Source organism: Candidatus Erwinia haradaeae (genome assembly GCF_900698955.1).
In the GTDB taxonomy this organism is placed as follows: Bacteria; Pseudomonadota; Gammaproteobacteria; order Enterobacterales; family Enterobacteriaceae; genus Erwinia_E; species Erwinia_E haradaeae_G.
Genome location: NZ_LR217720.1, coordinates 137,464 through 152,365, shown reverse-complemented (window position 1 = coordinate 152,365; position 14,902 = coordinate 137,464). Strand labels below are relative to the sequence as shown.

Genomic DNA, 14,902 nt, shown 5'->3' with positions numbered 1-14,902 from the left:
ACCAAAAAAATGCAATCTAATATAGGATGCGCGCTCTCTTGAAAGCGCCGTATGTACATACGATAAGCGCCCATCATCTGCTATGTATACACTACTGTTGATATTGGAGGAAACAATACGCTTTTATTCATAAGCGAGAGTTGATACAAAACATGTTTATGATATGTTAATCACATTTCATCATCTCTGATGAACTTATTTGATATATACATAAATAGTATCACTCATATATTTACATAATATGAACACACAAAAATGTAATCAAAAAATGAACATATACCGTATGTCATACCATACAAGGTGCAAAACAAGACTCTGCAATCATTATTATTCGATATCTTTATTAACGGCATCCTTAACTTAAATATCAAAACAGTAACCATATATCACACTACCTCATACATGCATCATAATATCGCCATGAGTAATATGATGTTAAGGTTTCTGTTAAATAATAGAATGTAAATGATGGAAGTAATCTGAAAATAATACAAAGATCCATTAAGATTATTATAAATCCAGAAGGATAAATCATCCATGAAAACTCATGTAATATAAAACGTTGATCACCATCATAGAGCTCCATATTCTTTTTATAAATGATTATTGTAAAAATCAATTACCATGGATGCATCAACCTCTCTCATTGTAATAATATAATTACTAAACTAGAACATACAGAAAATACCTTGCTCTTGAAAAATATTCATATAATCCCTACGTGTTTTTATAAAGATCATATTACAACAATATACTACTAACACCTCCGAGGAAATGAAATCTATATATCCTCTCTACGTAGATACATGCTACCAAGTAGTCTACTATAGATCACTATCACTATCTGTATACGATTTTTATGCACCTATCATTTTTATATATTCCATATAAAAATTCTCTTAACAAAAAATGGAGAATAAAAATGACATTAACCATCAATATAAATATCTTAAATCTAATAAAAACAATTTTGAGCCTAGATACATCTTATACTATATGGATTAAAGATTTAATACAAAAAGATCATTGTACATAACTATATGTACATACTGAACATTCTTTAGCATTATAAAATACATAGAATTCTATGATTGCCGCCGCACTCATGATAAGTTTCTATCATTCTTCTACCCCTTCCAACAGCTGAAATTATCTATATGTATAATGATATGAAAGAAAAAAAAGAAAATAGTTTAAAAAGAAATCTTAAAACTCGTTATTTAATGATGATCGCTATTAGTGGATCTATAGGAACAGGTCTTTTTGTCGCTTCTGGTGCCACTATTGCTCAAGCTGGACCAGGAGGTGCATTACTCTCATATATCTTAATTGGTCTAATGGTCTATTTTCTAATGACTAGTTTAGGTGAGCTAGCCGCTTTTATGCCCGTTTCCGGTTCGTTTGCTGTCTATGGCTCTAAGTATGTTGACGAAGGGTTTGGTTTTGCATTAGGATGGAATTATTGGTATAATTGGGCGGTAACTATAGCTGTCGATCTTGTTGCCGCTCAAATCATTATGGGTTGGTGGTTTCCAGATATTCCGGGATGGATATGGAGCGCTATATTTTTAGGGTTAATATTCCTTGTAAACAACATATCAGTTAGAGGTTTTAGTGAAGCTGAGTATTGGTTTTCATTAGTAAAAATATCAACCATCATTATTTTTATAATGATTGGTACACTTCTCATTCTGAATATGTTTTTTCATTCTGACCATTCAGTATGGTATAATTGGACGATTGGTGACGCTCCTTTTCCAGGAGGTCTTCCCGCCATCATTCGCGTTGCGATGATGGTTGGTTTTTCATTTCAAGGAACTGAGCTGATTGGTATTACTGCTGGTGAATCCATCGACCCACAAAAAAATATTCCACGCGCGATTCGTCAAATATTTTGGCGGATTTTATTATTTTATGTGCTTGCCATCATAGTCATTAGCATCCTAATTCCATACACTGATCCAGATCTTCTCAGAAACAACCTGCAAGATATTAGTGTTAGTCCATTTACGTTAGTCTTTCAACATGCAGGTCTCATATCAGCAGCAGCGATAATGAATATTGTGATATTAACAGCAGTGTTATCATCAGGGAACTCAGGTGTATACGCCGCCACGCGTATGCTTTATGCTCTAGCAAGCGATGGTAAGGCACCTCGTATTTTTAGAAAAGTATCGCCAAGAGGTGTTCCTTATTCTGCACTGTATGCAACAACTTTAGTCGCAGGACTATGTTTTTTGACTTTTATATTTAGTAAAAAAATTGTCTATATTTGGTTGTTAAACGCATCAGGAGTCACAGGTTTTATTGCTTGGCTCGGTATTGCCGTAAGCCATTACCGCTTTCGAAAAGGATATCTTGCACAGGGTTTTAATTTAACTCAGCTTCCATATCATTCTCCTTTTTTTCCCATCGGGCCCATTTTTGCGTTCATACTCTGCTTAATTATCACCCTGGGACAAAACTACCAGGCATTTTATCTTGAGCATCTTGATTGGTGTGAGGTCACTGCAACTTATATTGGTATTCCACTATTTCTATGTATTTGGTTTGGATTTAAAATCAAAACTAAAAGTCGCATTATCAAATATAGCGAAATGCATTTTCCCAATATAAAAAAATAAAGGATTGAACTCAATCATAAAAATAATGTACCGTATATTTTGCATCCTTGAAATAATGCCGCTATTTTTGTATTTACAAAAAGGCTCTATTAAAAAATTAATTAATTTTGCACTCAAGTTTGATAACTATTTCCTAACAATACTCGAGATTCTCTAAAGAGAATTTTATCTATTACGTTAAGAAATATATTTCTCATGTAACTTATTATAATAAAGAGCATCATTATCCTAAAAAGACTATATAAAAAACATGCAGCCAAAATATGCTATACACATGTGTTATGTCTCTTGCGGGCAAGAATGATGTAGTTGACGGCATTCATGCTACCACCTACAGTGCTTATACTACACTACATATATTTTCATCATAACTAGAGATATTACTCTGTGTAATATTGGGTCAGAAATAACGCACCGAGCCGTTTTGAGTGCTTATATTAATCATATTAGTAAAGACACTCTTCATAAGGTAGAAAAACTACGCATACAAAGATATAAAGGATCACTACATTTCATTCTGAATATCATAGGAATATATTAAGGTAAATAAAAAACATGTATAATATACGGAAATATTCACACTGCTGCTCTCCACCTCAAATATAGTTTTATAGTGAAGGTTAGCGCCACATAAAAATTATGATTTGATCCAACTTATATGTGTTTTACAACTGATGGATAGTCTATCAAAGACGAACCTAAAATAACACGACCCATGCAGTGGAATTCTCGTATTGTTATCATATACTCATATTACATCTATTATATAAGAAAACGGCCTGGCACAAATAATTTATAACGCGAATTCAAGAATTCCTGTGCTGTCATTGACTTTTTGCCAGGAGGCTGTAATGTCTCAAGATTTAAAATACCATCCGCAGTACTAACCTGAATACCATGACGTGTTATTCTAATAATCTCCCCGGGGGCCTTTGCAGTTACATTAGAAAACAGAACAGAAGATTTCCATACTTTGATAAATTGCGAATCAATAATAAAATAACTGACAGGCCAAGGATTAAAAGCACGAATACACCTCTCTAACTGCATAGCAGACAATGACCAATTAAGTCGCGCTTCTAATTTACTAAGTTTATCTGCATATGTCACTTCTCTTTCATCTTGCGTCCGTTGAGAGCTTTCATTTTTTACTAACCTGGTAAGAGTCGTCAATAAACCCACTGAGCCTAGATTAGATAATCTAGAATATAATGTAGAGCTAGTATCAGTAAGGGAAATGGGACATGTAAGTGTATGTAAAATACACCCTGTATCTAAACCTGTATCCATCTGTATAATAGTTACCCCAGTCTCTCTATCGCCCGATAATATAGCTCTCTGAATAGGTGCAGCCCCTCGCCAACGAGGTAAAAGCGAAGCGTGCACATTAATACAACCCATCGGGGGAATCTCTAAAAGCCCCTTAGGTAATATCAGGCCGTAAGATACAACTACGATAATATCAGCATTAAATGCAGCCACAGTATCCAAATGTTTTTGAACATCTAGTGATTCTGGTTGTAGTATCGGTATCTGATATGCTGCAGCTAGTTTTTTTACAGGACTTGGAGTGTGCTTCTGACCTCTCCCAGATGGCTTATCAGGTTTTGTCAAAACAGACACCACTTGATGGCTAGAACAAAGAAGGGTTTTAAGATGACAGCTTGCAAACTCAGAAGTACCAGCAAAAATAATTTTTAATACATTTGACAAATATTTACCTTTTATATAAATTCCGTTACTCTCGATTCTTCTTACGATACAGTTTTATCAATTTCTGACGAATACGTTGACGTTTCATAGACGAAAGGTAATCGATAAATAATTTACCAATAAGATGATCCATTTCATGCTGAATACAAATGGCTAACAGCCCGTATGCCTCTAATAGATAGCTACATCCAAATCTATCTAAAGCGCTAATTTTAACTGTATTAGCGCGATGAACAAAGGCTCGTTGCTGAGGTATGGATAAACACCCTTCTTCTGTTACTACTTCATCACTTTTGTGGAGAATTCGTGGGTTAATTAAAACTAAACTATTATTACGATGTTCAGAAATATCGATCACAATGATACATTGATGAATATTCACCTGTGTAGCCGCCAACCCAATACCGTCTTCAGCATACATAGTATCCAGCATATCATTAATGATACTGTGAATTTCGCCATCTATCTTTTGTACAGGTTTTGCGGTAATACGCAATCGCTCGTCTGGAAAATTCAAAACTTTTAAAACAGACATAAATTTCCGGATATAAAGTCAATAAAAATTATTACCAATTCAGTGTAATCGCGCTCCAAAAATATTTAACATATTAACTTTTTTAGCAAAATACTTACATAAAAAATTAATACCAGCAATCTGTTATCGTACAAAATAGTACACATTACGACTTATACAACATGCAAAATTCACAATATTGAGGCGCTTGCATAAAGCCCTACAACCCCTCTTGTTAGAGTCAACCTATTCTTTTCTAGATACACCTCTAAATACCGATAAAATATAATAAAAATACTTTCTACACTAGAAAAAGTAAAGATACCACTATGTACTATAATTTAAAACTATATTCTACCACTTATTCATAAATACTTAATGGCATACATAAAATAGAAAAAAAAATCCATCCAATTCCAATTGGATGCGTATCACAAGCAAGTATTTAATATACAGTTAAAAGTATTGAATATACAGTTAATATGCTATAATTGATACTAAGTGATGCACGGGTAATATAAATTAAATCGTATATATATCAATATATATTCACTAACATATTTTCACACCCTCATGTATAAATTTATATCCATCTATATTTTAGTATTATTCTAAATACACTACGTAAATAAAAAAACTGACACTAATATAAATATTAGCGCTCCAAAAAACATAAAACATTTTATGGGATTCTTCTTTGGCGGAGGAGCAGAGATTCGAACTCTGGAACAGTTTCCCGTCGCCGGTTTTCAAGACCGGTGCCTTCAGCCACTCGGCCACTCCTCCATACTTTTACTAACTATAAACATCTTTACTACTTTTGTAAAGTCATCTAATTTTCGCATCAAATATCATAAAACAAGTTGTTCTATACTATTTTCAAAGAAAAATCTTTGTATGTCATACATCGTCACGTCATTAGCGGATACAAAAATCACTCACACCACTACTCTACTAGTAACTCTTCCATAAAATGTGTAGTGGTGATTAATAAAGGGAATTCCACCCTCTTACCAATTATCTGGATAACTAAATATATATCCCTATATAGACACACAAAAAACCTATAAATACTTTAACGACTATTTGCTATGAGAAAGTTCGATATATAGAGAGCTATTATGCTTATTTTACAAAAGTATTACTTACACGGCTTCTTGTTTCAAGACAAATGATGTAAAATGATCACACCCATGACAGAATTTTTCTGTGGTACTTTGTGATAAGGTATATACATCAGATAGTTTACTTTCTATTCACAGATATGTCTAATGGAAAAAATACATATGATGCATAATTATCACACTATACTCAAAAAACATATATTTGACTCTTTTCGATATGTTATGCCACACTATTCATTCATGAGACTGATTGCTTTCTTCCTTCAATCTATTATGAAGTAGGGCCGCAGACGGAGATCACAAAATACAAAGATATTATAATACACGCTGTAATCACTACTATATCATAACAATAATATGTCTCACACCGAGCTATTAACTGATGATAGTAAACATGACTATTTAATACTAACTATTGTGAATGTTTATGTTACTTATTTAAAATCTATGATAAATAATCTGATTTTATGAAAATATAACCGCGCATAAAATCATGCATTATTATATTCCTATAGCCCGTAAGTACTTTTAAATTCGATTTATAGAATAGTAGATCCGGTATCATTGCAGGGCGAATAATAAAATATGTACATAGGAGACAATAAACGATTTTTGTGAAGAAATACAAAAACGATATTGCTTATTACCATATACTACTCTTACGCGCGCCCTGATTCCAGTAATCCAAATATTTATAAAGGTTTATCTACAATATGGATCAGTCGCTATTTTCTAAATTAGGCACCTCGGCACAACGTGTACTCCGAGCCATTGATGCCCTAAGTTCTGGGTGTGGGATCATGATATTAGATGATGAAAATCGTGAAAATGAAGGAGATATGGTTTTTGCTGCAGAAAATATGACTGTAGAACAAATGGCACTAAGCATTCGGTACGGCAGCGGTATTGTTTGTTTATGCCTGAATGAAAAACGCCTCAAACAACTAGAAATCCCTATGATGGTTCATAATAATACTAGCGCTTACGGTACAGGTTTTACTGTTACAATTGAAGCCGCGAAAGGGGTTACTACTGGTGTTTCTGCTGCTGATCGTCTCACGACTATTCGCGCTGCTATCTCTGATCATGCTAGACCAAGTGATTTAAATCGTCCTGGGCATATTTTTCCTCTGCGTGCTCAAGCAGGAGGAGTATTAACTCGCTTAGGACATACAGAAGCAACGATTGATTTAGTGACATTAGCTGGCTGCAAACCAGCAGGAGTATTATGTGAACTCACTAACGATGACGGCTCTATGGCAAGAGCTCCTGAGGTAATCTTCTTTGCCCGCCAACATCAAATGCCGGTGGTGACTATTCAAGATTTAGTTACATATCGAAGGCATCACACTATAGACTCAAAGAAGCATTCAATAACATGATATAACGATAGATAACTGATTGAAGAGGTATCTTGCACTAACAGTAAAATACTGGGCGGCTACAAGATTATTATAACAAAAGGTCAACATGAGACGTTTAATATACTCTCTTATAATGCTCAAAATAAAAAACATATACTCGCACGATTACTGCCTATTTTGCAATATGGTTACTAACCTCTGAAAACACTGAGAAACACAACGCATGCACAAAAATAAAGTCTTCTCTTTGCATAAAAGATATTTTTCACACAAAACTCCATAATATCTGATAGACCTATCGTGCATAACATACGCAATGCATCTCCTTGTGCTACTCAATAAATTTTCACAATATCATTAACTATTTTGTGTCACATGATAGCACTTACATCATCATAAAATATCTTATAGATCTCTATAAGAATAATTATTATGTATAATATATGTGCTTTATATCTACATATTTATATCCCCATAAAATATAGGTGCATCATATTTTGAATTTAGGCTTAACCTAAGATACGTTACTGTATCTAACTCGAGAAAGATCTGAGCATATCTCGTACGCAAATGGTTATTTTATATATGTAACCATCAGAGCTGCCTATATATTATTTCTAATAAAAAACAGAAAATGTCAGAATGCAATAAAACTGTATACAGTTTCCACTAAAGATTCTTTTCGGTACATAACATGCACCCCTGTAGACGTTATCGTGCAAATATTTGCGGTATACAAAGCCAATAGCCGTATGTATGCGCTACTAATAAGTAACAATCAGATAGCGATAATATCAACTAATATCATCACACACCTAAAATTATTTTCTTGCGTCTACTCTAGTCATTTTGTCTATACCTTAAGTAGCAATTACCATACCAAATAGTAGATTCCTGTAGATATATATGCACTATTCATTAAATAATCTTCTTTAGGTGGGGGTTAAAATCTTCTATAGACGAATGGCACGATTAATGTAATATCATATCGATATTTTCAACTACATAAATTAATAAAAATAAGAAGCATTTCTGTTTATGATCTATAGCACGCTACTATACATTATAAATTAAACCATTGTTATCGGATATATCCCGAATAGTATAATTTAATTCATATAGAATGCATGATTTTCTTAGTACAAAAGGTGAAAACACCAGAACAGTATCTAATTATAGTCAAGAAATATTTATAAACCATATGTACTAGCTCTATATATGATAACATGGTGTATGAATGAGTAGTGAATATTGATGTAAATAAGTACCATACACTCTGTACGTAAAATTTTGATTTTATCTACGACTGGCGGCCCTCAATACGCGGTAATTTAATATATTAGAAATAGTGTAATGATCGCAGAAAAATATCCACTTACCTAACAAAAATATATAGATAGATATATATGATCTATATTCTGTTACTAGCTAAAAGCCTCCACACTGGGAATAAACTACAGCACTAATGGCATCTACATCACGCATGCTCTTGTTTGCTCAAATGTATAGTTACCATAAAATATTAATGCATGATGAGAAAATATAGATATGCAATACATTTATATACTCGAAAAATTAAGTATAGTAATTATATTGTTCTATTAATGTGGAAGATATCTAATGTTTATTTGGCATTATCACTTAACGCGCTTTATCACTAGCGCGCCTAATATGCACTGCCTACCGGATGACACTGGCGTTGAAGTTGCTTTTATAGGGCGCTCGAATTCTGGAAAATCTAGCGCTCTTAATGCACTAACAAATCAAAAAAATCTTGCGCGTACCAGTAAAACTCCAGGAAGCACCAAGTTCATAAACCTCTTCCAAGTCTCTGAAGGTTATCGATTAACTGACCTCCCTGGTTATGGCTATTCAAAAACTTCACACAATACAAAAGTACAATGGAATAGTCTTTTTGTAAATTATCTCCAATCTCGCCAATCTTTAAGAGGATTATTGATTCTTATGGATATTCGTCATCCACTCAAAAAAATTGATCTGCACATGATCCTCTTAGCAATACAAAACAACATAGAAATATTAATTCTACTTACAAAATCAGATAAATTATCTTATAGTTCCAACTTAATACAGCTAAATAAAGTGCGTAAAGAAACCGCGGTCTTATCTGGAAAAATAAAAATTGAATTATTTTCTGCAACAAAAAAAATAGGCGTGGATAAACTTCAGCAACAATTAAATATTTGGTATCAGTCCCCTAACCTATAGCAAAAATTATGCCAGACTTTATCTCAGGATGAGATAAAATCTGCGATATGCATTGATATGAACTAAAATCTCTCCATTAAAAAAACAAAAACATTTAGCCGAAAAGACAATAAAAAAATTTTACATATATGCATAACTCTAACCAATCATCCACATATATTACTCTTAATATCTTCTTAATAAGATATTATATTTTTATTCTATGAAAAATGAAATTACTTACTTTTTATTTTTTCAGCAAAATACCGAATACATTTAAGCTATTTCTCCTATAAATATAAATATACCCCGATGCCGTTTATCGAGTGAAAGTGCCGTAATGCATCTTTACTTAGCATTATCCGTACAAAGATCATGTATAGATACACTATCATTTATATCTTTAATAGCGCTATCTCTCATAATATACATATCTTTTTATTGTCTTCTATGAAGAAACCTCTAGGTATGCGCAGAAAATAATCTATTTATATATACCCTATGTCTTATTCCAAGACCTCTATCCTGATTCTATCTGATGATCGTAAATATTTTTACGCAGTCATCATACCTATATAATCTATATGATGTAATCTGTTATGTTAATAATAAATCCACTTAAGCTCATGTTATCAGAACTTATATTAGTTATTGTACCTAGTAAAACCAGTAAACCTGCTAATCAATAATGCATACGCATAGTCAAACATGCTAATATTACCTGACATAATATTTCTGCATAATTCTTTTGAATCATACAAAGTTTTCTTTTGAACACCTACTAAAAATGGTTATGCTACATCTTATGCGCTTGTTATAAAACCTATGCATATTGATGCATAGATTCACGTATATATCAACATATATTCTAATCATCAATACACTTTTACACATATGCGTTATATACGTGTACTTGCATACTAAAAGATAGAGTGTAAATAATATCATATTATACATGAGTCATTAAAATCAGATTTTACTAGTATCTACTCACTCAATATCTTTTTACTAAAATCTTCTTTAAGCTATTATGCTCTAGCTCCATAGTATAGTGTTATTATTTCATATATGCTGATCTGCATTCAACAATCTGAGATAAAATCTTATATAGCTAATGCAATATATGTACTTTACCGATGGTAAACGTATATCCATAACACAAAAAACAACATTAAAAAATATAGTATACATTCGAAATGCTTAGTTAAAAACTACACATAAATATACAGTTATAAGTATCTATAGTGTCAAAATATGACACCATATAGCGCACAACGCACTCATATGCACGCTAAATAATTATATATTATTACAGAAATGGGCCTTAATGGATAATTATAATCCTCAATTAACATACAGAAAATATTATATACTCTCACCATGTCATCTTATAAATCTACTTACTTATAGTTATTTTTCTAAAAAGAATCCTATATTTAAAGAAGTATAAAATCATTAAACCAAGGACCTATATCGACAAAGTAATGTAAATATTAAATATACTATCACCCTCCCATCAGAGCTTCCTGTATACCCTAGTATCACATTTCTATTAGAAAATAGAAGATACTACTAATGGTGATAAATAATGATATTTTTCATTATAATATCTAAAATAGAGATAGAGTGCTGCTGTAGCCAACAACTTTTAATAACATGAGATACATATCGAATACAAATGTATACATAACAAAAGACATATAATAGCTGATAATCGCATCTACTCATTATCTCTATGAACATTTTAACCCCGTAGAACTATATTACTAGCATCACAGGAATACGATGTATACTCTCTGGACGCACAAATAAAAAATAAATGCTGTGCTTTATGCACCACTAATATTAATTATATTAACCGAATGTCTTATTCAAGAATATATTCATGTGTTTATGTAATAAATATGCTATCCTTTATTAATATGTGCAACTCTTTACATATATAAAATAAATGAATCCCTGCATACAAAAAGAAGGATCTATCTTCAATAAGAAGAAAATCTACACAACGTCTACCACCTTCTTAGATAAAAAAAATATGTTTCTCTTAACACTTTAATATTGTGAATGATAAAAAAATATGGTAAGATACTCTATCAAAATAGCCTCATTGGCATACAGATGACTGATAACTTCTGCTAATGGAACACAATAAAAGTAACTTTTTTTCTGATATACTACTAACTTTCCGGTATCATATGCAAATTTTTATAATGCGGCACGGTGAATCTGTCTCACAAGCAACCAATGATTTTGTTAGACCTTTAACCGATCGTGGATATTCCGAGTCTCGTCAGATGGCAAAATGGCTCAAGCAGCGCCAATCAATGAATATAGAAAAAGCATTAATTAGCCCTTATGTACGCACTAAACAGACATGAAATGCAATACGAGAAGAATTAACTTTACCTAATGAAGTGAATCTTATGTGGGACTTAACCCCTTCGGGAATATATAGCAAAGTTGTAACTTATCTTCAATTGCTAGAACAAGACTTGATTCAATCAGTAATAATTATTTCTCATCTTCCATTCATTAACAATATTCTTCATATGCTGTGTCCGCAAGAAAAAAGAAAAACATTTGCTACTTCAGAAATCGCTTGTATTAATTTCAATACTACATGGCTCTCTAGTACGCTACAATGGCAAGTATCACCTTACATTATTCATAAGCACCGCCTTAATGCTTATGATTCTTATTACTTACAAAAGAACAATTCTCCAGAAGACAAAAAGTGACATTCTTAAAAGAATCTATAAATATCTATTCATAAAATTCTTTGATAGCACTAATACGACCTCCTTATACATAACAATAAAATTAACAAAACCTTTATTAATGCATCATCCATCACGATTAGTATTCTGTAATAATATGCACTCTAACCGTATAAGAAATAATTTTTATTTATTGATCACGAAATATCATCAATGGTAACATACAGTAAATACTATCATCGCTGGTAATCAAATACATTGAATATCGTATAATATCAGAATGAGCAATCATATCATCATGCTAACTACCGTATTAATCATACCGACGACCTGCTACTTCTATTAGTACTAATAGCGCTGCATCACCGCCAAACTGCTTAGGTGCTTGATGAAAAGCCATCACTAATGGGTGCTGTGCTAACCATAAAGGCGTTTGATTTTTAAGAACATGTTTACCATAGCCATGCATAATACCGCTGCAATAAAGATGTTCTCTTCGACAAGTTGCAATTAATGCACCGAGTTCTCTTTTTGCTTCTATTTGAGTCAAACCATGCAGATCAAGAAAAATCTCTGGCGTATAATATCCACTATATAATTTTTTAAGCTCATAGCGATGAACATCACTACGTGCATAACATAATGCACCCTCGTTAGATAGAATTGGTTGAAACGTATCCGAAAAATAATGACTCTCATCACTTTGTTCCAAAATGAGGCGTTTTAACGTTTTTCGAGTGCAGTTTTTACGTAATGGTGTATGTGTAATAGTATCCTGTACTAATTGACGTGTATTACTCATTAAGCGACGAAATGATATTTTTTGGTCCTCTACGCTGCCGCTCTGTTGTTTTTTATTCATATCTATAATCACTCTTCTCAGAAATAACATTTTACGATGGCATATCAATTTATCTTATTTATCTTACTGTTATCCATTCTTTAAGGGATATTAAAAAACGAGTATGGTAGTGTGCTTATATACTTTTAAGAAATAAATACCAACTTTCTGTCTTTTTTTGTACTTTTAGAATAAAACAATCCCCGATACATGCAATTTTGTATTAAAAACACAATCTAATGACATGCTTCAGTACTATATTGATCGCTTTTAGTATGAGAAAAATCTATCATCCAACACTACTATGCAATATTACAAAGCTACAACATAATCACAAAATAAAGATACACACTGTAATAAGCCATCCATTAACCTATAAAGATAAGCCTCGACATATATTCTCAATATCACAGAAAATATGACATATTATAATGCATACTGCTTGATATAGTGACCCACTCAAATCCTTGAAAAAGATTCCTGAATACAATAGAAGAAAAATAGACTGATATAACTAGCCAAGACCCACGATTCTATATCGTAATCACTATTGTATGATTGAAGATAACAAGTAATTCGATGCTGTTCTTAACTATAGTCAAGTAATATAAGCACTACCTAAAATAAAGTTTACTTAAAAACTTATTTATAGAATAAAAGCGAAGGAGGGAAAATGCTTTTAATGATTATAAGCGGGCGTTCAGGCTCAGGAAAATCTGTCGCCTTACGCGCAGTAGAAGATATGGGTTTTTACTGCGTAGATAATCTCCCTATAGTATTACTACCTGATTTAGCTCGCTTGTTAGCCGAACGCTATATATCTGCTGCAGTTAGCATTGATATCCGAAATATGCCGGAACACCCTGGAATATTTGAAAAGGTATTAACTAACTTACCAGATCTCTTTATACCTCAGATCCTTTTTCTAGATGCAGACAGAAATACATTAATTCGAAGATATAGCGATACACGTCGTATCCATCCCTTATCTAGTCAACACTTATCATTAGAAAATGCAATTGAAGAAGAAAATATCCTGTTGTCTCCCTTACGCTCCAAAGCCGACCTTATGATTAATACTTCAGAGATGTCAGTACATCGACTGACGGAAGTACTTCGTGCACGCTTATTGGGAAAGCGTGCACGTGAATTAACAATTGTTTTCGAATCTTTTGGTTTTAAATATGGCATCCCAATTGACGCTGATTATGTATTGGATGTACGTTTTTTACCCAACCCACACTGGGATCCTAAGTTACGCTCTATGACAGGTTATGATAAACCTGTAACAGAATTTCTTCAACAAAAGATAGAGGTTTATGACTTTATTGTACACACGTGTAAATACTTAGAATTATGGTTGCCAATGTTAGAAAAAAGCAACCGCAGCTATCTAACTATAGCTATTGGCTGCACAGGGGGGCAGCATCGTTCGGTCTATGTAGTTAATCAACTAGCAAATCACTTTCTCTCATATGGTAAGATTGTACAATCCCGCCATCGTGCGCTAGAAAAATAAAAAGTTTTTATGAGTGATTGTATGCAAAAATAAAAAGAGAGACTATATCAGTCTATAAGAGAAACTATTGAAATACTATCCGTGTCATCATCTTACTCATATAAAATTTACTCGCTTCTCATTTGAGAACATTTACTATTCAGTAAATCATTATTTATCACAAGATAGAACAAAGGCATACATCTTGTTAGATAATGCAATACATAACACACTCTCTATTTTAAGATATAGATTTCTTTTTAAAAACATAAATTTGCACTAAATAGTGCTGAAAA

9 protein-coding genes and 1 tRNA gene are annotated in these 14,902 nt (G+C 32.6%); 6 read left to right on the top strand and 4 right to left on the bottom strand.

What is annotated here, in order from left to right; genetic code table 11:
• The first annotated feature begins 1,169 nt into the window (after window positions 1-1,169).
• Window positions 1,170-2,624 (top strand): amino acid permease, encoded by a 1,455-nt coding sequence (locus tag ERCILAFE3058_RS00510; RefSeq protein ID WP_414973849.1) that lies wholly within the window; start codon window positions 1,170-1,172, stop codon window positions 2,622-2,624.
• Window positions 2,625-3,386: 762 nt separating this feature from the next.
• Here ERCILAFE3058_RS00510 and fmt read toward each other — a convergent pair.
• The 3 genes from fmt to ERCILAFE3058_RS00495 form a co-directional block, all read right to left on the bottom strand.
• Window positions 3,387-4,337: a methionyl-tRNA formyltransferase gene (fmt, locus tag ERCILAFE3058_RS00505; RefSeq protein ID WP_157989546.1), complete on the bottom strand. Its 951-nt coding sequence runs from the start codon at window positions 4,335-4,337 to the stop codon at window positions 3,387-3,389.
• A gap of 25 nt (window positions 4,338-4,362) precedes the next feature.
• The gene (gene def / locus ERCILAFE3058_RS00500; RefSeq protein ID WP_157989545.1) at window positions 4,363-4,872 is read right to left on the bottom strand and encodes a peptide deformylase; all 510 of its coding nucleotides are present in this window, start codon (window positions 4,870-4,872) and stop codon (window positions 4,363-4,365) included.
• 677 nt (window positions 4,873-5,549) lie between these two features.
• Window positions 5,550-5,637: transfer RNA gene (locus ERCILAFE3058_RS00495), tRNA-Ser, on the bottom strand.
• Window positions 5,638-6,688: 1,051 nt separating this feature from the next.
• Between ERCILAFE3058_RS00495 and ribB the strand changes: the two genes are divergently transcribed.
• The 4 genes from ribB (at window position 6,689) to ERCILAFE3058_RS03530 (ending at window position 12,288) form a co-directional block, all read left to right on the top strand.
• Window positions 6,689-7,357 (top strand): 3,4-dihydroxy-2-butanone-4-phosphate synthase, encoded by a 669-nt coding sequence (gene ribB / locus ERCILAFE3058_RS00490; protein WP_157989544.1) that lies wholly within the window; start codon window positions 6,689-6,691, stop codon window positions 7,355-7,357.
• Between the two features lie 1,602 nt (window positions 7,358-8,959).
• Window positions 8,960-9,568, top strand: coding sequence for a ribosome biogenesis GTP-binding protein YihA/YsxC (gene yihA, locus ERCILAFE3058_RS00485; RefSeq protein WP_157989543.1), 609 nt, complete (start codon window positions 8,960-8,962; stop codon window positions 9,566-9,568).
• Window positions 9,569-11,745: 2,177 nt separating this feature from the next.
• Window positions 11,746-11,928: a SixA phosphatase family protein gene (locus tag ERCILAFE3058_RS03535; protein WP_232037569.1), complete on the top strand. Its 183-nt coding sequence runs from the start codon at window positions 11,746-11,748 to the stop codon at window positions 11,926-11,928.
• Between the two features lie 45 nt (window positions 11,929-11,973).
• Complete coding sequence (locus ERCILAFE3058_RS03530) at window positions 11,974-12,288, top strand: histidine phosphatase family protein (protein ID WP_232037568.1); 315 nt, start codon at window positions 11,974-11,976, stop codon at window positions 12,286-12,288.
• 292 nt (window positions 12,289-12,580) lie between these two features.
• Here the strand turns inward: ERCILAFE3058_RS03530 and smrB are convergent, their stop codons facing one another.
• Window positions 12,581-13,129 carry an endonuclease SmrB gene (gene smrB, locus ERCILAFE3058_RS00475; RefSeq protein ID WP_157989542.1) on the bottom strand — a complete coding sequence of 183 codons (549 nt, stop codon included), beginning with the start codon at window positions 13,127-13,129 and terminating at the stop codon, window positions 12,581-12,583.
• Between the two features lie 652 nt (window positions 13,130-13,781).
• Between smrB and rapZ the strand changes: the two genes are divergently transcribed.
• Window positions 13,782-14,627, top strand: a complete 846-nt coding sequence (rapZ, locus tag ERCILAFE3058_RS00470; protein ID WP_157989541.1) for an RNase adapter RapZ — start codon at window positions 13,782-13,784, stop codon at window positions 14,625-14,627.
• The last annotated feature ends 275 nt before the right edge of the window (window positions 14,628-14,902 follow it).

Excerpts from the sequence above, each read along its gene's own strand:
- ERCILAFE3058_RS00510 (WP_414973849.1), top strand. The coding sequence starts at position 1,170 with ATGAAAGAAAAAAAAGAAAATAGTTTAAAAAGAAATCTTAAAACTCGT.
- def (WP_157989545.1), bottom strand. The coding sequence starts at position 4,872 with ATGTCTGTTTTAAAAGTTTTGAATTTTCCAGACGAGCGATTGCGTATT.
- ribB (WP_157989544.1), top strand. The coding sequence starts at position 6,689 with ATGGATCAGTCGCTATTTTCTAAATTAGGCACCTCGGCACAACGTGTA.
- yihA (WP_157989543.1), top strand. The coding sequence starts at position 8,960 with ATGTTTATTTGGCATTATCACTTAACGCGCTTTATCACTAGCGCGCCT.
- ERCILAFE3058_RS03535 (WP_232037569.1), top strand. The coding sequence starts at position 11,746 with ATGCAAATTTTTATAATGCGGCACGGTGAATCTGTCTCACAAGCAACC.
- ERCILAFE3058_RS03530 (WP_232037568.1), top strand. The coding sequence starts at position 11,974 with ATGTGGGACTTAACCCCTTCGGGAATATATAGCAAAGTTGTAACTTAT.
- smrB (WP_157989542.1), bottom strand. The coding sequence starts at position 13,129 with ATGAATAAAAAACAACAGAGCGGCAGCGTAGAGGACCAAAAAATATCA.
- rapZ (WP_157989541.1), top strand. The coding sequence starts at position 13,782 with ATGCTTTTAATGATTATAAGCGGGCGTTCAGGCTCAGGAAAATCTGTC.